The following is a 16,975-nucleotide window of genomic DNA, read 5'->3' as shown; positions in this document are numbered from 1 at the left end:
GCGTGGCAACTGATTATTTAGCTGAAATTGAAGAACTCCGCCAATCTTTTTCACAGATTGAGGCGGTAACGGACGTGACTGCGCTCGAAGCGCAGATCGCTGATCTGACGGAGAAATCAGGTGCGCCTGATTTGTGGGATAACCCAGAACAAGCCCAGGCGGTAACATCTAAACTTTCTCATGCTCAATCAGAAATTGAGCAGGTGGCGAAGATGCGCCAGCGTATCGCAGATCTTGATACGCTCTATCAGATGGCGGTTGAAGAGACGCAAACAGACCCGCAGATGGGTGCAGAGCTCCTCGCAGAAGTCGATGGTGAGCTGGAGCGAGTTCGAGCAGATCTATCAGAACTTGAAATCAAGACCTTGCTCTCTGGAGAATACGACGAGCGCGATGCAGTTGTTACTATTCGTTCCGGTGCCGGAGGAGTCGATGCAGCTGATTGGGCTCAGATGCTCCAACGAATGTATCTGCGTTGGGCAGAGCGACGCGGATATGCCACCAAAGTTTTGGATACCTCCTATGCTGAAGAAGCCGGAATAAAATCCACGACCTTTGAAGTTTCAGCTCCGTATGCCTACGGGACGTTAACAGTTGAAGCTGGAACACATCGTCTTGTGCGTATTTCACCATTCGATAACCAAGGTCGGCGCCAAACCTCCTTCGCCGCAGTGGAAGTTATTCCGTTGATTGAAACAACCGATCATATCGATATTCCAGATAGCGAGCTGAAAATTGATGTTTTCCGCTCCTCAGGACCTGGTGGCCAGTCGGTTAACACCACCGATTCTGCCGTGCGGATGACCCACATTCCAACTGGCATTGTCGTATCTATGCAAGATGAAAAGTCTCAGATTCAAAACCGGGCAGCAGCCTTGCGTGTTTTGCAATCGCGCTTGTTGCTACGTCGTCGTGAAGAAGAAGCAGCGATGAAGAAAGAACTTGCCGGCGATGTCAAGGGTGCGTGGGGAGACCAGATGCGCTCCTACGTGTTACACCCTTACCAAATGGTCAAAGATCTGCGCACAGGTCACGAGGTAGGCAATGCCGATGCGGTCTTCGACGGCGATATTGACGGCTTCATTGCTGCAGGTATTCGGTGGCGTCACGGCCAAATGCATGATGATGCGCAATAACGTGTGCTAGTGCGCCTCACTTTGGTTTAGTAGCAAGTTTGCTCGCGTAGCGGTTACGTCATTAGTGTGAACAACACCTAGCTGTCAAAGCGGTCGCCTCGGCGCGTCGCACTGCTCGGAGATAGATAGCGCACTAGGGTGTATGGAGAATGTACCCGAAGTAGATTGAGCCTCATTCATGATTACGTTTGACAACGTTACAAAAATCTATGCCCGTGGCGCAGCCCCGGCGTTAGACCAAGTCAGCCTCAATATTGAGCGCGGTGACTTCGTCTTCCTTGTTGGCGCCTCCGGCTCAGGTAAATCCACTATGTTGAGCCTGATCTTGGCCGAAGAACGGCAAACCTCTGGTCGAGTACATGTGTTAGGTAAAGACCTCTCCACTGTCTCATCTCGCCGCGTGCCGTTCCTGCGCCGTAAAATCGGTACGGTTTTCCAAGATTTCCGCCTCCTAACAGATAAAAACGTCTTTGACAACGTTGCGTTGGCGATGAAAGTCATCGGCCGGCCGCGCCACGCGATCATGAAAGAGGTGCCACAAGTTTTGGAGCTTGTGGGATTAGACGGCAAAGAAAAGCGTGGAATGCATGAACTGTCTGGTGGTGAAAAGCAACGAGTAGCCATCGCACGCGCGATGGTCAATCGCCCAGAAATTCTCCTTGCCGATGAGCCAACTGGAAACCTCGATCACAATACTGCCTTAGGTATTATGCGCTTGCTCGATCGCATTAATCGCCAGGGTACAACCGTCGTGATGGCAACTCACGATCAAGAAATTGTTAATCAGCTACGCAAACGTGTTGTAGAGCTAGTTAATGGTCAAATGACGCGTGATCAAGAGCGCGGTCAATATGGAGGTGCCCGGTAATGCGTATCGGTTTTATTTTTTCTCAAGTCTGGAAAGGCTTGCGGAAGAACACGTCCATGATGGCCTCAGTAGTTCTCGTAACCTTTGTCTCCCTGCTCTTTGTCGGTGCAGCGATCTTGTTCCAAGAACAAATCGAGTCAGCTAAAAACGACTGGTATGACAAGGTCGAAGTCTCAGTGTTCATGTGTCCGCCGCAGTCAACGAGTGCCGCATGTGCCGGCGGTGAAGCCAGCCAAACCCAGATCGATGAACTACGTAGCTTCCTTGAAAAAGGGGAAGTTGCCCAGCATATCGAACAGATATACTTCGAAACTAAAGAAGATGCGTATGAATCCTTCCGCAAGCAGCTAGCAGACACCGCTTGGGCTGACACTATCGATGCAGAGCTGATGCAGTCGTCCTTCCGGTTAAAGCTTTCTGATCCAAGCGAAGACGATATCGCGGTTGTTTCGGAGATGCTTTCGGGTCGCCAAGGAGTTGAATCGGTTGTCGATCAACGCCAACAGCTCAAACCGTTGTTCAACATGTTAAACCGGTTCACCCTCATCGCCACGATCCTTGCCGCGATTATGATTGTTGTTTCGCTACTACTGATTCCGGCAACTATTCGCTTATCAGCAATGTTTCGGCGTAACGAAACTGAGATCATGCGCTACGTGGGTGCATCGAATTCATTTATTCAAGCTCCGTTCATTCTCGAAGGTGTCATTTCTTCGCTAATCGGTGCGCTACTCGCAATCAGCGGATTGTACGTGGTTGTAGAGTTCTTTGTTCACAAATGGTTTGCCGATTCGTGGCTGAAAATCGTTTCTGCACACGACGTCTTACTCTTAGCTCCGTGGCTGTTAAGCGCAGCTATTCTGATTTCAGCTTTTGCTTCGTTCCTCGCGCTACGCCGTTACACAAGGGTTTAATCATGGGTTTGCGACGCCGATCAATTGCGTTTACGTGTGCACTAACAGTCATTACTGGTGGCTTAGTTTTTCCAGCAATGGCTGATGAGCGTGATGATTTAGTTCATCAACAAGAACAAAATGCGCAACGACAACGCGAAATTACCTCCACCTTGGAAGGCCTAGATGTCAATCTCCAAGATGCTTTCCTCGAATTAGAAAAGACTCGTTCGCAAATCCCGCAGGCTGAAGCTGAGTTGGCCAGTGCAGAAAACGATTTAGCGATCGCCCAACGCCAGGCTCAAGCAAATGCTGCCTTGCTTTTATCTGCGCAAGAAGAATTAACGAGTATTTCTGGTGAGCTGTCGTCGTCGTCGCAACAAGCCGTTCAAACAAAACAAACGCTCGCCGAGATCGCCCGGGCAACTTACCGTGGTGAAACGATGCCTAATGCGCTGGATTTGGTGTTGGGATCGGCGTCGGCAAAAGAATTCACTGACGCATACCGGGTCAACGCTACCTTGACGCGCACGCAAAGTGCTGCCTTTACCGAGGCAACCCAGTCGGTTGCGCGTTCTAAGAACCGCAAGTCGCGCCAGGAAGCTGTTGAAGATCGAATTTCGGAACTCAAAGCCCAATCCGATGCGCTAGTTGTTGCCCAAAACAAAGCGCGCAGCGCCGCCCAACAACACAAAGATACACTACTAGGTTTAGCTGATTCGATCACTGAGCAGACGAAGAACTTGGAGCAACGAAAGTCAGAATTCGAAGCCTCCTTAGCTCAAGTCGAGCAAGCCCAAGCAGCTGCAAGTGCTCGCATTGCGGCAATCGACGAAGAAAACCGCCGTCGAGAAGCCGAACGCTTAGAAGCAGAACGCCAGGCCGCGAACCGAGCATCAGCCCAACATGCTACAACTGGCGGCGGGTGGTTAAATCCGCCAATTCCTGGGCCGCTCGTTGTGACCTCGCCGTTTGGTATGCGAGTCTATCCGTTAGGTAACTATCAGCGGATGCACTTAGGTGTTGATTTGGCTTCAGCGTGTGGCGATCCGCAGTATGCGGCGGCAGACGGCGTGGTGGCCAGTACCGAATTTGATATTGGTGGCGGAAATATTGTCTATGTCAACCACGGGATCCATAATGGAAGTTCCTATGTCACTGCACATATGCATCTTTCTGCGATCAAAGTAGTTCCAGGTCAACAGGTCTCACAAGGGGACTTGATCGGGCTTTCGGGTGCAACCGGTCGCGTTACCGGTTGCCATGTTCACTTCGAAGTATGGCAGAATGGTACGGCTATCAACCCAATGGGTCTGCCAGGCTTTTAACGACAAGGAGATAACGCATGGCGAAGAAGAATAACGCTGCGAAGAACTCCGGCAAACTCACGCAAGCTCAAAAATCGAAGGTGGCTGCGGACGCTAAACAGGTTATTGCCCGCAACAAGAAAGCACGGCACGATTATTTTATCGACGACGTTTTCGAAGCTGGCCTTGTGCTTTCCGGCACTGAAGTCAAGGCTCTGCGGCTTGGTCGCGCCTCGCTAACTGAAGCCTGGATTGAGATTGATCGCTCTGGCGAAGCCTGGGTTGTGGGGATGAACATTCCGGTCTATGCGATGGGTTCGTGGACTAACCACAAGCCAACTGCTAAACGTAAGTTGCTTTTGCATGCCAATGAGTTACGCGAGCTGGGTGTGAAGGTCAAAGCCAAAGGCACAACGATTGTGCCCCTGGAACTGTATTTCGTGCGCGGCCGGGCAAAATTGGAAATTGCGCTGGCTCACGGTAAACAGGAGTGGGATAAGCGCGAGACGTTACGCCGTCGTCAAGATGAGCGCGAGGCACAGCGCGCGATGAGCATTGCTCGGCGCAACCAGCGTCAGTAATTTTTTCGATAGCGAAACTGCACACATTGATCGCTCAAAGATGATAGACCTAGACATATGAAGTCATGGTTAATTGATATGGACGGCGTGCTCGTGCACGAAGGCAAAGCGTTAAACGGAGCTGCGGAGTTCCTTGCAAGATTGCAAGAAAAGGAGATTCCGCATCTGATTTTGACGAACAACTCGATCTTTACCGAACGTGATTTGGCGGAGCGGCTGAAAACCTCCGGGCTCGATGTCCCAGAAGACCATATTTGGACCTCTGCCTTGGCCACCGCAGGTTTCTTAGCCAAGCAGTCAGATTCGCGTCGCGCCTACGTGGTGGGCGAAGCCGGTTTGACTACTGCGCTGTATGAAGAAGGCTTCGTCATGACCGACGTCAAGCCGGAATTCGTCGTGTTGGGTGAGACGCGCACCTATTCGTTCGATGCGATCACCAAGGCGATTCGCCTTATCCAAGACGGTGCTCGCTTCATTGCAACCAACCCGGATAATACTGGTCCGTCAGCTGATGGAGATATTCCGGCAACTGGGGCAGTAGCTGCGTTGATTGAGAAGGCAACTGGACGTTCACCGTTCTTCGTTGGCAAGCCCAATCCGGTGATGTTGCGCAATGGTTTGAATAAGATCGGTGCGCATTCGGAGTCGACCGCTATCGTGGGTGACCGGATGGATACCGATGTGTTGGCCGGCGTCGAAACTGGTTTGCGCACCCATTTGGTACTCACTGGTTCGACGAAGAAGGCAGATATCGAGAAGTTCCCGTTCCGGCCAGATTTTGTTCACGATTCTATTGCCGACGTCGTCGAGTTAGTGTGAGAATTGGCGAGCGTCGTTCCTACTTGACGACGCAGGTATTGTGCGTTAATCTGGCGTAACAGTGTGTTTCGTGGTTTCGTTTAGTGAAGAGATGAACGTAGCCATGAGGTGATAACTGAATAGGGGATGATCGGTTTCGACGGTAGTGATTACCGAAGGGAAGCGGGTAGAGGATGCACAGTTATCTCTTTAACGATCTGTGCGAAAAAATAACTGCCAACAAGCAGAACTCTGATTTCGCCCTCGCCGCCTGAGCGAGCGCATTTACTATGAAATCCGTCAGACTCACGTTGCTTTCGCGTGAGAACTCTGGCGTCGTTTTTGAAAGCCACTGGCACTAGCGGTTCGCTATTAACCGTTAGGCGACTCCCAAGTAGCTAGGTTCGTCAGCAACACGTCTGTTAGAGTGCTGGAGCCAAAAACAACGATGAACAGACTGCACCCGGAGAAGCCTTGGGTTCCCCATTATCGGACGGGAGTTCAATTCTCCCCATCTCCACCATGAAGAAGCGCGAGCCACACTGGCTCGCGCTTCTTTTACTTTTCGGGTTTCCTAGATATTGCATATTTGTGTAACGTTAAATCTTCTCGAATTTCTTGTGTATCGAAAACTTCGGCGTCTTGGCCAGATCAGCTTGTTTTGAAATGATCCCTGTTGTTGTGACTGAACCTAGTTGTTAGACAGTGAGCTCGTAGTCTTGTCTGCAGGTTAGCAGGCAGGGGATCGTGAGCTGATATCGCTAACGTATATGCCTCGCGAACAGCATTACCACCTGCTGAAAACAAGACGATGTATGATTAGCCCATGTGGAGATTTGCGAAAGCGTACCCCTACCTATTTCAATTTGTGCTTTCATTTGCTCTCACCCTCGTCGTGCTCATCGTATTTATGGTGTATGCCCTCGCGCATTCGTCGTGGGGAGAAGTGACTGAAGGAACAGTCCTCAGCCTACTACTTTTCAGTTTTGGGTTTTTAGTTGCGTTTTCATTACTGTGTGTTTATCCGGTGGTGCTGCTGGGATATCAGCTGATGTTGGTTGTGCGAGCCTTACGGTGGAAAACCGCGCAGTCGCATCGTCCTGGATATGACACGTGGGCGCTCTGTTTCCTTCTGGCGTGCGATGTTTTATACCTCCTCTTCTATAAAGACGTGGTGTTTTCAGCTGGTTGGCAAGAGCAATTGCTGAACTCTCAGCGTCATTCGCCAATTTCTCCCAATTACTATCTATGGGTTGTCATTCTTTTTGGACTTTGTTTTGTGGCATTTTATGCACTATGGCTAAAACCAGTTGATAAGCTACCGCCACTCATTCCGGTTCTAGCGATTGGGATGCTCTATATCGCCACTGCCTATGTTGTTATATGGACAATACAAATTTATGAATACCGCCAGCTTACAGATCTCTATCTATTTATTCCCGCCGTTGCTTTTGTGCTGATTGTCGCTAGAACAATCGCCATTACCGTGCGGGCGCATGTGTTCGATGCAGATCGATCCGTGAAGTTTGAAACTCATCCTATGCTCGCTCGCCTAAACTATTATTTCACGCAAGCGAAAACCTGGCCCATGTGGGCTTTCTTTATCACTTTGCCAGTGCTGGGAGTAGTGTATGCGATATTGGTGTTACTGGGGCAAGGCCCCCATGCACTTATCAGAGCGTTTACAGACACCAGTGGCTGGACTTTTTCACAGCAGATCTCGCCGCCAAATGTGTTTTTTGATGAGCACTACCTTTGCACAGTAGCCGCTGGTGGGCACAAAGAACTTGTTAAGCCAATTCGGGGTGGGATCCGCCACGGACACCCCGTTATAGTGAATCGGCAATTGCTGATAGCTAATGCTTTTGAACAAGTAATCTCTGACCAGCTACCTCGCACACATCGAACGATTCGCGGCTTTTATGATCGGTATGGTTTTGATTTAGCGAAACGTATTAGAACGAAATGGGCAGCTGATACGGTTTGGGTATTGATGAAGCCTTTAGAATGGAGTTTTCTAGCTGTTATTTACCTGTGTGTGCGCCATCCTGAAGATCTTATCGCCATGCAATACACAGGCATCCACTATCGCGAACTGAATGATATAGATGTATAACTTATTAAGCTCCACTCATCGCTATACCGCTAATGTCCACTTCTCGCTGCAAATCCACAAAACTGCTGACTGACTTTTTACCTTATTGGTACAGATTCCGATAGCTAGTCATCTGTTAAAGCTTATGGTAATTCTGCTGAGAGCTACTTTGGGCTAAAGTCTGGGTTTGATGGTGGTGGAAGTTGGTATCATGGTCGGTATATTCTGCAACATGGATTCAACGGAGAAGAAATATTATGACCACCTCACAGACCCCTTCATCTTGGCCAGAGCTACGGATTGAGGATTGGACCGATTCGCGCGACACCTTACATATGTGGACGCAGATCGTTGGCAAGATTCGTATGCAGTATGCCCCGCTTATCAATCACTGGTGGCAGGTTACGTTGTATGTATCTCCGGTTGGTTTGACGACGTCGTCAATCCCGTTCGACGGCGATGTGTTCGATATCGAGTTCGACTTCATTAACCATGAGCTTCGGTTCCGTCGCAGTAACGGACTACACGCAAAGTTTGCTTTAGAAGCTATGACGGTAGCTGACTTCTATGCGAAAGTGCAACAGTCCATGGCCGAAATCGAAGTTCCTATGAATATTAGTGTTTTCCCTAATGAGGTTGACCCGGCGATTCCGTTCCCAGAAGATACTGTTCACAAGAGTTACGATAAGGATGCCGTTCACCGGTTCTGGTTACAGTTATCGAAAGTCCATATTGCGTTAGATAGTTTCCGTGCCGGATTCTTAGGCAAAGTAAGCCCGGTACATTTCTTCTGGGGATCTTTCGATATGGCGTGTACACGATTCGTCGATGAGATTGCTCCCCAGCATCCTGGTGGTGTTCCAAACTGTGCCGACTGGGTGATGGCGGAAGGTTACTCACACCATCTAACGAGCGCTGGTTTTTGGCCGGGAGGCGAAGGAGAAGGCATGTTCTATTCCTACGCATACCCTGCTCCAGATGGCTACGCCCGCCAAAAGATCGAACCGGCCGAAGCTTATTACAGTGAAGAACTGTATGAGTATCTGCTGCCTTATGAGGCAGTGCGTAAGTCAGATAATCCGGAAGAGATGGTTCGCCAGTTCTTCGAAAGCACATATGCTTTAGCTGCTGATTTAGATGGTTGGGATCGGGAAAAGTTAGACGCTGCCACTGATCGGCTCGCCTCATACCTGAAGTAGTAGTTTTTCCGCTCGCCGGAGTCTTTTTCATGTGGCGGAGCTTGCGCGCATGAACACGGGGAAGCGTGCATGCAGAGATTCTTCTTGCCGTAGTTAAGATACGTGTAGGAGGTTTGTGTTGAGTAGCCACGTTTCGAATTCTTCGATTGTCAGTGCGATGAGTGTGAACTCTGATCGTGCGCTCGGTTGCGTTCTTGGTCTTGCTGCTGGGGATGCGTTAGGCGTGGGATATGAGTTCAACAAGCCGTTGCCGCCGACCTTACCGATTGAGATGATTGGGCGCGAAGGATTCGAACCGGGTGAGTGGTCTGATGACACCGCGATGTCAATCCCGATCATCGATGCTGGCATTGCTAGTCAGGGTTACTTTGGGGATCATGAACGTGATCTGATTGCCGAAGCCTGGTTCACGTGGTTTGAGGCGCAACCCAAAGGGATTGGTCAGCAGATATTTTCTGTCATTAGTGCCTCTCACTGTGAGCGTACAGCACAGGCGCTAGCGAAAGCGTCAGCTATGCGTTACCGGCAGATACCTAACCGCTCAGCCGGTAATGGTTCCCTGATGCGCACCGCCCCGGTCGTCCTCCCTAATCTGGACCGAGAGACGGTTGCAGATGCTGCTAGGCAGATCTCATTGCTTACTCATGGTGATCCGATAGCTTCAGAGGCGTGCGTGATCTGGTCTGTTGCGATTGCCTACGCTATCGAATACGGTTCCTTTGACGGAATTGATGAAGGCGTCGGGTTACTTCCAGTAAACAGACGCTCGTTTTGGAACAAGGCTTTAAGAGAAGCCCAGCAGCGCACTCCCAACACTTTTCGTAGCAACGGTTGGGTAGTTCAAGCTCTCCAAGGAGCATGGTCGGCAATTACGACGACGAAGATTCCTTTCGATGATCCGTCACGTCACCTACAACTCGCTATGGAAGCAGCAGTTCGTGGGGGAGGAGACACTGACACGGTTGCTGCGATAGCCGGAAGTCTCCTGGGCGCTCGATGGGGTTTATCTGCCATACCTGAAAGTTGGATCGGGAAGATTCACGGCTATCCTGGACTGTCAGGATTTGAGCTGATTGAACGCATACGATCTGGTTATGCTTAACTTTTAGCGACCCGGCTATATTGGACAGACATATTGTGGTAAATGAAGGTCTGCCCCGCACACGGCTTGTGTGCGGGGCAGACCCATTACTTTTGGCAACTAGTGCTGATTATTAGATTAGCTCACTCGGTTGCGTTGCCGAAGTAGACCTGCTCCTAAAAGCAGCAGGAGAGAACTGAGAGCCAGCAACGTTACGCTATCGCTACCTGTTTTAGCTAGCTTCGTATTCGGAGAATCCGTTGGTGGCTTGGGTTGATCAGGAGTTGGCGATGCAGGAACTGGCGGTTCTGGCTGTGGGGTGGGTTCTGGATCTGGATCTGGGGTGGGTTCTGGATCTGGATCTGGAGTGGGTTTGGTGTATTGCATGAGCGCAGACGACCGCATCCGTAACCGTGTATTTTCTGCACGGCCTACAGCGACATTGACAAACGTCGTCGTTTCCTCTAACCCAGAATACTTAACTTCCAGAATAATTTTCTGAACACCAAGAGGAACTAACGGTCCACCAATGACGCGCACAGCTGTGGCATTAGGAGAAAAGTCTTCACTCCAAATATCGGAGGGCTGCCCGAGACTGCCGTTGCTAGGATGGGCCGGATCCTCATTAAGCATAGCTCGGGGCACAGTGGTGTAATAGACTTTGCTCCCCGGCAGAGAAGCCGTTACTTTAACCAGCTGTGGCATGGTTTTTCCTGTAGTACCAGCTCCATCTTCAGGAGTCGGCAGAAGATCAATCACGTCAGTGATATTCGAGGTGCGCGGATCTGCGGAGTGTAATTCCACCATCCACTTACCTGTGGCGGTTGCGTCCTTATCGGGCTTTAGTTCAGACTCAACTGCTGATTTGCGTAAGTTAGTTAACCCCGAGGTCGGAACAGTAAACGTGGCTTGCGCAGTGCGGCTAATTCCTTGGCTTTCAATTATTACCGAACTGGCAAAGCTTTGTCCTGGCTGGGCATCTGCTGGCACTGTAGCCCGGTAAGTCAACTTCCCGGCTGGATCATTAGGAACAACATCGTTAAAGTTCCACACCAGTTGGGTATGTGCAGGTGTGGTATTCGTGGCAGCAACATTCGTCACTGTTGGTTCTGGAGCAGGAGAACCATCAGCATATTGAGTGCTTCCAGCTACATACGTTAGACCTTGGGGAAGAATATCGGTCAGGGTGAGACTATCGGGGAATGGTTGAGCCAGATTAGATTCTAGGCCGTAGGTGAGGCTAAATTCGGCTTCTTCATTAGGAAGGTATTGAGTTCGTGCGACTTGCTTATCTACGTAAGGTTCGGAACCTACAACACGTAGCACGTCGCGCCCAGGACCGACGAACGGATATTTGAGATCCGGGGTGAGTGTTCCATAGGGTTTGACATCCTTGGGGTCCAAGCTGCGGTCGAAGTAGGAGACTTTATCAGCACTATGATTCCAATTAGTAGCTCCGTCTGACAAAACGTAGCCCCAGGTCCAAATCGGAGTACCGATTTTCACGGTGTCTTTAATTTTAAGTTCCATAGCAACATATACTTGCCCTCTTCTTCCCGCAGAGCTCACCACATTTTTAGACAGGCGCGCTTTGACAGCTTTGACGTGAGATAAGTCGGCAGGTGTGCGAGTCCATTCAGGTTGATTACCAGCCTCGGGATCAGTTGTGCTAGTTTCGCCTCCACATGCAAAGTCATTGGGATCTACAGGCTGGTCGCTACCAGGGTTGTGCAAAGTTTCGCCCACGTAATACCAAATGTCACGAGTACCGTCTGGGTTTGTTGGGAAGGAATCATCATAGAAGAAATGCGGTTTCACGCTACCATCAACAGCTACCCGTACCTTTTGTAGCTCCACCTTTTCATGATCGATAATGCCGCAGACCCAGTGGTCAGTTGATTCACTGGCACGCGTTGGGGTGTGGCCAACGAAAGACATGACGGTTGCTCCAACTGGAGCGCGGTAGGTATCTGTCCACGGTATTCCCGGGTAGGACTTCGGGCGCATATAGGATAATGCCCATCCGCCCGTATAGTAGCCCAACACTACCGGTACAGAGTTGGTGTTATTGCTAGGATCATCAGTGAAACTACTTCCGTCAACTGCCTGGAACTGCGGGGCAGAGGCAGTGAGATTTACCGTATTGCCGTTAGCAGTGTAGCGAAGTTTGAATCGGAGCTTTCCGGCAGCAATTACATCCATTCCTCTAGGCAATGGCTCGGCATTGGAATCTAGCTGCGGAGCAGGCTGGTCATATTTTAGCCCAGATAGGGTCAACCGGAACGTATCAGTGCCAGTCTTTTCTAACGTACACGTAGGGAAGGCCGTTTGCTGGTCAGCTGAATGTTGACCATCAGAAAACGGATACCCCGGTTGTTGACGATCATTGGGCTGGCAGGCGCCCTCATCCATAACCACTAAATCGGCCTCGTGACCGGAAGGGTCTACTTCGACCCGACGGGTAGTCGTAATATCAAATGTGACGGTATCTGGTCCCGCAGGGCTATTGTGAGCATGGCTAATAGAGAAAGGGAATTCGAGTAAATATTGCTCTGGCTTAACTAAAGGCAACAACTGCGAGTAGGGGGTTCCACCATCAAACTTCGCGTCCATAGCAAATTGAGTGTAGATCGGGATTGGCGCTAGGTTATCAACGATCTTACCGCGGAACTGACCACTTAACTTTACGTGGGAACCAGGTGAGCCTGTAACAAGTAAGCTACTCGTAAAATTCAGTGCACTACCTTCGGTGAGCGTGCCTAAGTCACAAGTCAATACGGATCCATCTGTGCTAATGCTTGAGGTTTCTGTATTAGCGCAGATCGTAGGAATCCGGTTAAAAACTGCATTTTCAGCACTAAGAGTCACAACGTTGTTTTCTTCAACCTCGTCATTGGCTGGGGCGGAAGCATCATCGTTAATATCTAGCCGCCAACGAGAAGTCAGAACATCGAATCCCGATAGTGTGCGTTCAGGCGCATCGACCCATTCGCCTTCGAACTCATAAGCTACCGGCTCAGCTTGTGCCAGTGGAACAAACCCGCTCATAGCTAGAACGGTTGTTAAAAGAATGGCTGCAACCGAACCAGTAAAACGTTTCATAGTTCCCATTGTTCGAGCTGAAGTTTTATCGCGCATAAACACCGCAGTGCCCCCAAGCAAGTTGAAGAAAATCAAAAAGATAATTGTGCTAAGTCTACCACCCTTCATGCGAGCAAAGCGGCAATTCTATCAGTCTTAGAAGAACGCGATTATCGAACACGTCACCGCAAGAACACTATCGGTGCTCAGCTAAAAACTCATCGACCTCATCGGCAGTTGGGGCGCTCGCAGGCCCGGAGCGAGTTACGGATATAGCGGCAGCGGCATTGGCGCGGCGTACGCTTTGTTCAAGGGATAAACCTTGAGCAATACTGGAGAGCACAACCCCAGCATGGGTATCACCGGCCCCGTTGGTGTCCACGGCATCAACCGGGAATGTGGGCACCGAGATCACTGAGTGCGGATCATCTGCTGAAGATATTAGGGTCGGTTCTTTTCCTGCTCGAACAATAGCGTGAGCGCGTGGTCGAAGTAGCTCGGCGAGCCTGCTAGCACAGTCTTTAGCCCGAGTTTGACCAGTGATATGCTGGGCTTCACGCAAATTGCAGGACACGATTGAGGCTCTTGCGATCAGTGGCTGGAAAACCTTTTCCGGCAACTGGCAAACTAACGGCGAAGGATCAAAGAAAACGACCGTAGAGTCTGGAACAGTTCCAAGCCAACGCACCAGACCTTCCGCATTTGTCGTGGCGGCCAAACTATAGCCGGAAACGTAAACAAGATCGCCGTCGTTGATCGTTATCTGCGATAGGTGCTTAAAACTTACGTCACTTTCTGCACCCACTTGGGTAATAAATGTTCGTTCTCCGCCCTTATCTACCAGCGCAACACAAAAACCCGAATCTTTGCTGGCCACCCGCGGGTAGATAGATGCCAGCTCGTTCTCGGTAAGAGCTTGAACGATAATATCGCCAAACGGCCCGGTGCCCACCAGTCCGGCAAATTTCACTGGCAGACCGCCCCGTTGCGCGGCGAGCATTGAATTCAGGCCACCGCCGGCAACTAGGTGCGTTGTTGTTGCTAGCACCTCATTTCCTGGGGTGGGAACAGTATCGATAGTCATCACCATATCGACGACGATGCTTCCAGTATGGATTAACTCTGGCATGATGAGTCCTCAGATCGGTTGGGAGCAAGACGGTTAGGCCACTACAAGTACGTGTTACGTTGTGTGGCGCCGAGCTACAAGCTTGGTGGCAGTGTTTGTGAGGTTCAGGTTGTTTACTGCCTCAATTGTGTCGATAGCCTCGTGTGGAAATGCTTCTAACCCGTAGATTGCGCCATAAATACTGCCAGCGATTGCGCCAATAGTATCCGTATCTCCACCACAGTTAGCAGCAAGGCACAGTCCTTCCCACGGGTCAGAAACAACTGCGATCAGCGTCAGTGCAGCCACCACAGATTCTTGAGAGGCAAGGGTAGTGCCGACGACGTTGTAGAGCAGATCGGCCAGATCAGATGATTTTTTAGCTAACTCGATAGCATAGGGTAGACGTCCGGCGATACTAGGGCCAGGAACCTGGTGGCCATATCGTTGTCCAAGCCGAGCAGCATCGAGTGCTAGCGCGATTGCTTCGGTGCGGCTCGCCCCATCAATCCCGGCACTGATAGCTGCGGCAACTGCGGCGGCTGCCGAAACTCCTAACGAGGTGTTGTGGGTTAGTGAGCTGGCGTGATGTACGCGCTCGACGAGGGTCTCAAGGTTGGTTGCTGGGTAACAAATCCCAATCGGAGCTATTCGCATCGCAGCGCCGTTGGTCGTCCCATTCTTCCCAGACTCTGCAGTGCTTTTCCCGGCAGCGATCGCCGCGATCGCTGCTTTTGTGGATGGGCCGAGCAGGTCGAGTGAGCCTTTGGCTATCATGTCTTCTTCCCACTGCGTTAACGCGTGGGCAAAGTCCCGTGGCGGGATTTGACCGTGTTGAATAAGGAGATCGGCGACGATGAGCATCTGCTCAGTATCGTCAGTAATCGTTCCAGCTCGCATCCCTGCCGCAATGTATTGGTGCGGGCCGGCGTCCACGAATCCCCGGATTTCGCCGTAATCGGCGCGGATTTGATCGGGCGTCATATCTTGGGTGGGCATGCCGAGCGCATCGCCGATAGCAGTTCCATACAGCGTCGCGGTTGCCTTATCGGCCTCGTTATCGAAGCTAGTTGATGTATCTAAATTTTTCATAGTAGTCATGCGGCAAGTATCGAGGCGATACATCTAGGTAGTGGTGATAATCTTAGGAGTGTAGCGCCAACAAGCGTTCCAACTCCACTGACCATTATAATCACGCACCGTAAGGAGATACTGTGAAGCTGTTAGTTATTAATTATGCACGCGATCATGAAGCTAGTATCCGGTTCTATCAAGCCCTTGGACTAGATCTCAGCGGTGCTATCGATCCGGTGTGGACTGAGATGGAACCGCAAGGTGCAACGCTGGCGGTACATAGCCACGAGTCCGCAAATGTTCCCAAAGCTGGGTATGAGGTGTGCATGGTTGCGCAAAAGCCACTTGAAGACGTCCAGGCTGATCTTGTTGCAGCTGGTTTCGACGGCGGTCACATCGTTATCGAAGATTTTGGACGTTCGCTTCGGGTTACAGATCCAGATGGTAACGAGTTGCAAATTAACGACCGCTGAGCTTAGCTAGCAACTGAGTTTGGGTGGGAGACCTTATAGTGAATGACCAGGTTGTGACGGTGATGTTTGCGTGCCGAAAAAATGCCGGACGTTCGCAGATTGCGGCTGCACTGTTGGCAGCGAAAACAGATGATCGAGTACGTGTGCTTTCTGCCGGGACAACCCCAGCTAGCGAACTTCATCCCCAAACGTATCAGACCCTAGCTGAAATCGGATTAGAACCGCTCGATACTACGCCTACCAAGCTCACCGCTGAAAAAGTTTCCCACAGCGACTGGGTCATCACGATGGGGTGTGGCGAGACCTGTCCAATTTTTCCAGGCACCCACTACGAAGACTGGGACGTGGCAGATCCAGCAAACCAGCCGATCGACGTCGTTCGAGAAATACGCGAGGATATCGCGCACCGAGTCGATGAACTTATTGCGCGCCTAGGTATCTAACAAACCGCTGGCAACGAAACTCGTTCTCAGATCTCAGTGAGATCGACTTCGGCAAACGGATCGCCAACATTGCGCATGCCGTTGACCATGAACTGCACCCGTTGAGCTATCGAAACTGCGTGATCGCCAAACCGTTCCAGATACCGGCCAAGCAAGATAATGTCGATGATTTCTTGGCGGGTCAGATCAAGGTCATTATCTAGAACGTAACTAAATGTTTTCTCGTGCAACTCATCGAGAAAATCGTCTTCTTCTTCGATGGCAGTAGCAAACGTCAAGTCACGAGTTTCAATAAGGAGCGCCACGTTTGCTGCCATCGAGCTGGCGTGCTCGGCCATTTTCACTAGGACGCCAAGCGCAGTATCTGGCAGCACTGCATGTGGATAGCGGCTACGCGCGACGTAGGCAATATGGCGCGCCAGATCGCCCATCTGCTCTAAAATCGATGAGACGCGCAACGCAGAAACAACCACCCGCAGGTCAGAAGCAACTGGCGCTTGGCGAGCCAAGATCGATACCCCCATCTCGTCGATGGAACGTTCAAGGAAATCAATCTTACGATCTGAGTCGATAACCTTTTCGGCCTTGGCTAAGTTGGCGTCGCGCATCGCTATACTTGCGCGATTCATCGCCTTATTCACGGCCTTGGCTTCAAGCACGATGGTATCTGATAAGCGGTTCATCTGTTGATGGAAAAGTTCGCGCACAAGGTCTCCTCAATTGTGGGTATAACAGGGCTGTCTCCATAGAAGTAAAACACATTTGTGTTAATTTTTACCCTTCTGAAGGTTAACAGCAGGTGTCAAAATTATATACAACTCGTTTCTAGGCCGTATCA

15 protein-coding genes and 1 other RNA gene are annotated in these 16,975 nt (G+C 50.6%); 12 read left to right on the top strand and 4 right to left on the bottom strand.

Annotated elements, in window-relative coordinates; all coding sequences use genetic code 11:
- Positions 1-2: 2 nt before the first annotated feature.
- The 10 genes from prfB to NG665_RS06000 all read left to right on the top strand — a co-directional run bounded on the left by prfB (position 3) and on the right by NG665_RS06000 (position 9,979).
- Positions 3-1,136 carry a peptide chain release factor 2 gene (prfB, locus tag NG665_RS06045; protein WP_252672806.1) on the top strand — a complete coding sequence of 378 codons (1,134 nt, stop codon included), beginning with the start codon at positions 3-5 and terminating at the stop codon, positions 1,134-1,136.
- A gap of 178 nt (positions 1,137-1,314) precedes the next feature.
- On the top strand, positions 1,315-2,004 hold the full coding sequence (gene ftsE / locus NG665_RS06040) for a cell division ATP-binding protein FtsE (RefSeq protein WP_252672805.1): 690 nt from the start codon (positions 1,315-1,317) through the stop codon (positions 2,002-2,004).
- A complete protein-coding gene (gene ftsX, locus NG665_RS06035) occupies positions 2,004-2,918 on the top strand; it encodes a permease-like cell division protein FtsX (RefSeq protein ID WP_252672804.1) in 915 nt (304 codons plus the stop codon). Before ftsE ends, ftsX begins: the two co-directional genes overlap by 1 nt.
- Positions 2,919-2,920: 2 nt before the next feature.
- Complete coding sequence (locus NG665_RS06030; protein WP_252672802.1) at positions 2,921-4,225, top strand: M23 family metallopeptidase; 1,305 nt, start codon at positions 2,921-2,923, stop codon at positions 4,223-4,225.
- Positions 4,226-4,242: 17 nt separating this feature from the next.
- On the top strand, positions 4,243-4,785 hold the full coding sequence (gene smpB / locus NG665_RS06025) for an SsrA-binding protein SmpB (protein WP_252672801.1): 543 nt from the start codon (positions 4,243-4,245) through the stop codon (positions 4,783-4,785).
- Between the two features lie 57 nt (positions 4,786-4,842).
- Positions 4,843-5,604: an HAD-IIA family hydrolase gene (locus NG665_RS06020; protein WP_252672800.1), complete on the top strand. Its 762-nt coding sequence runs from the start codon at positions 4,843-4,845 to the stop codon at positions 5,602-5,604.
- Between the two features lie 122 nt (positions 5,605-5,726).
- Positions 5,727-6,106: a transfer-messenger RNA gene (gene ssrA, locus NG665_RS06015) on the top strand.
- 423 nt (positions 6,107-6,529) lie between these two features.
- The gene (locus NG665_RS06010; RefSeq protein ID WP_252672799.1) at positions 6,530-7,699 is read left to right on the top strand and encodes a DUF6688 domain-containing protein; all 1,170 of its coding nucleotides are present in this window, start codon (positions 6,530-6,532) and stop codon (positions 7,697-7,699) included.
- 236 nt (positions 7,700-7,935) lie between these two features.
- Positions 7,936-8,877, top strand: a complete 942-nt coding sequence (locus NG665_RS06005) for a DUF5996 family protein (protein ID WP_252672798.1) — start codon at positions 7,936-7,938, stop codon at positions 8,875-8,877.
- A gap of 115 nt (positions 8,878-8,992) precedes the next feature.
- Positions 8,993-9,979 carry an ADP-ribosylglycohydrolase family protein gene (locus NG665_RS06000; protein WP_252672797.1) on the top strand — a complete coding sequence of 329 codons (987 nt, stop codon included), beginning with the start codon at positions 8,993-8,995 and terminating at the stop codon, positions 9,977-9,979.
- A 117-nt stretch (positions 9,980-10,096) separates the two neighbouring features.
- Here the strand turns inward: NG665_RS06000 and NG665_RS05995 are convergent, their stop codons facing one another.
- From NG665_RS05995 to NG665_RS05985, 3 genes are all read right to left on the bottom strand, one after another.
- Positions 10,097-13,060, bottom strand: coding sequence for an isopeptide-forming domain-containing fimbrial protein (locus NG665_RS05995; protein ID WP_252672796.1), 2,964 nt, complete (start codon positions 13,058-13,060; stop codon positions 10,097-10,099).
- 175 nt (positions 13,061-13,235) lie between these two features.
- The gene (locus NG665_RS05990; RefSeq protein WP_252672795.1) at positions 13,236-14,168 is read right to left on the bottom strand and encodes a PfkB family carbohydrate kinase; all 933 of its coding nucleotides are present in this window, start codon (positions 14,166-14,168) and stop codon (positions 13,236-13,238) included.
- A gap of 54 nt (positions 14,169-14,222) precedes the next feature.
- Positions 14,223-15,248 carry an ADP-ribosylglycohydrolase family protein gene (locus NG665_RS05985; protein WP_252672794.1) on the bottom strand — a complete coding sequence of 342 codons (1,026 nt, stop codon included), beginning with the start codon at positions 15,246-15,248 and terminating at the stop codon, positions 14,223-14,225.
- Positions 15,249-15,361: 113 nt separating this feature from the next.
- On the opposite strand from NG665_RS05985, the gene NG665_RS05980 reads away from it, so the two are divergent.
- Complete coding sequence (locus NG665_RS05980; protein WP_252672793.1) at positions 15,362-15,694, top strand: VOC family protein; 333 nt, start codon at positions 15,362-15,364, stop codon at positions 15,692-15,694.
- A 38-nt stretch (positions 15,695-15,732) separates the two neighbouring features.
- Positions 15,733-16,137: an arsenate-mycothiol transferase ArsC gene (locus NG665_RS05975; protein WP_252672791.1), complete on the top strand. Its 405-nt coding sequence runs from the start codon at positions 15,733-15,735 to the stop codon at positions 16,135-16,137.
- Positions 16,138-16,163: 26 nt separating this feature from the next.
- On the opposite strand, the gene phoU is transcribed toward NG665_RS05975, so the two are convergent.
- The gene (gene phoU / locus NG665_RS05970) at positions 16,164-16,844 is read right to left on the bottom strand and encodes a phosphate signaling complex protein PhoU (RefSeq protein ID WP_252672789.1); all 681 of its coding nucleotides are present in this window, start codon (positions 16,842-16,844) and stop codon (positions 16,164-16,166) included.
- Positions 16,845-16,975: the final 131 nt, after the last annotated feature.

This window comes from Arcanobacterium pinnipediorum (assembly GCF_023973165.1).
Taxonomy (GTDB): Bacteria; Actinomycetota; Actinomycetes; order Actinomycetales; family Actinomycetaceae; genus Arcanobacterium; species Arcanobacterium pinnipediorum.
Note: the sequence above shows the minus strand (reverse complement) of the source record. Positions and strands in the feature narration are given on the sequence as shown.

Excerpts from the sequence above, each read along its gene's own strand:
- ftsE (WP_252672805.1), top strand. The coding sequence starts at position 1,315 with ATGATTACGTTTGACAACGTTACAAAAATCTATGCCCGTGGCGCAGCC.
- ftsX (WP_252672804.1), top strand. The coding sequence starts at position 2,004 with ATGCGTATCGGTTTTATTTTTTCTCAAGTCTGGAAAGGCTTGCGGAAG.
- NG665_RS06030 (WP_252672802.1), top strand. The coding sequence starts at position 2,921 with ATGGGTTTGCGACGCCGATCAATTGCGTTTACGTGTGCACTAACAGTC.
- smpB (WP_252672801.1), top strand. The coding sequence starts at position 4,243 with ATGGCGAAGAAGAATAACGCTGCGAAGAACTCCGGCAAACTCACGCAA.
- NG665_RS06020 (WP_252672800.1), top strand. The coding sequence starts at position 4,843 with ATGAAGTCATGGTTAATTGATATGGACGGCGTGCTCGTGCACGAAGGC.
- NG665_RS06005 (WP_252672798.1), top strand. The coding sequence starts at position 7,936 with ATGACCACCTCACAGACCCCTTCATCTTGGCCAGAGCTACGGATTGAG.
- NG665_RS05995 (WP_252672796.1), bottom strand. The coding sequence starts at position 13,060 with ATGAAACGTTTTACTGGTTCGGTTGCAGCCATTCTTTTAACAACCGTT.
- NG665_RS05990 (WP_252672795.1), bottom strand. The coding sequence starts at position 14,168 with ATGCCAGAGTTAATCCATACTGGAAGCATCGTCGTCGATATGGTGATG.
- NG665_RS05985 (WP_252672794.1), bottom strand. The coding sequence starts at position 15,248 with ATGACTACTATGAAAAATTTAGATACATCAACTAGCTTCGATAACGAG.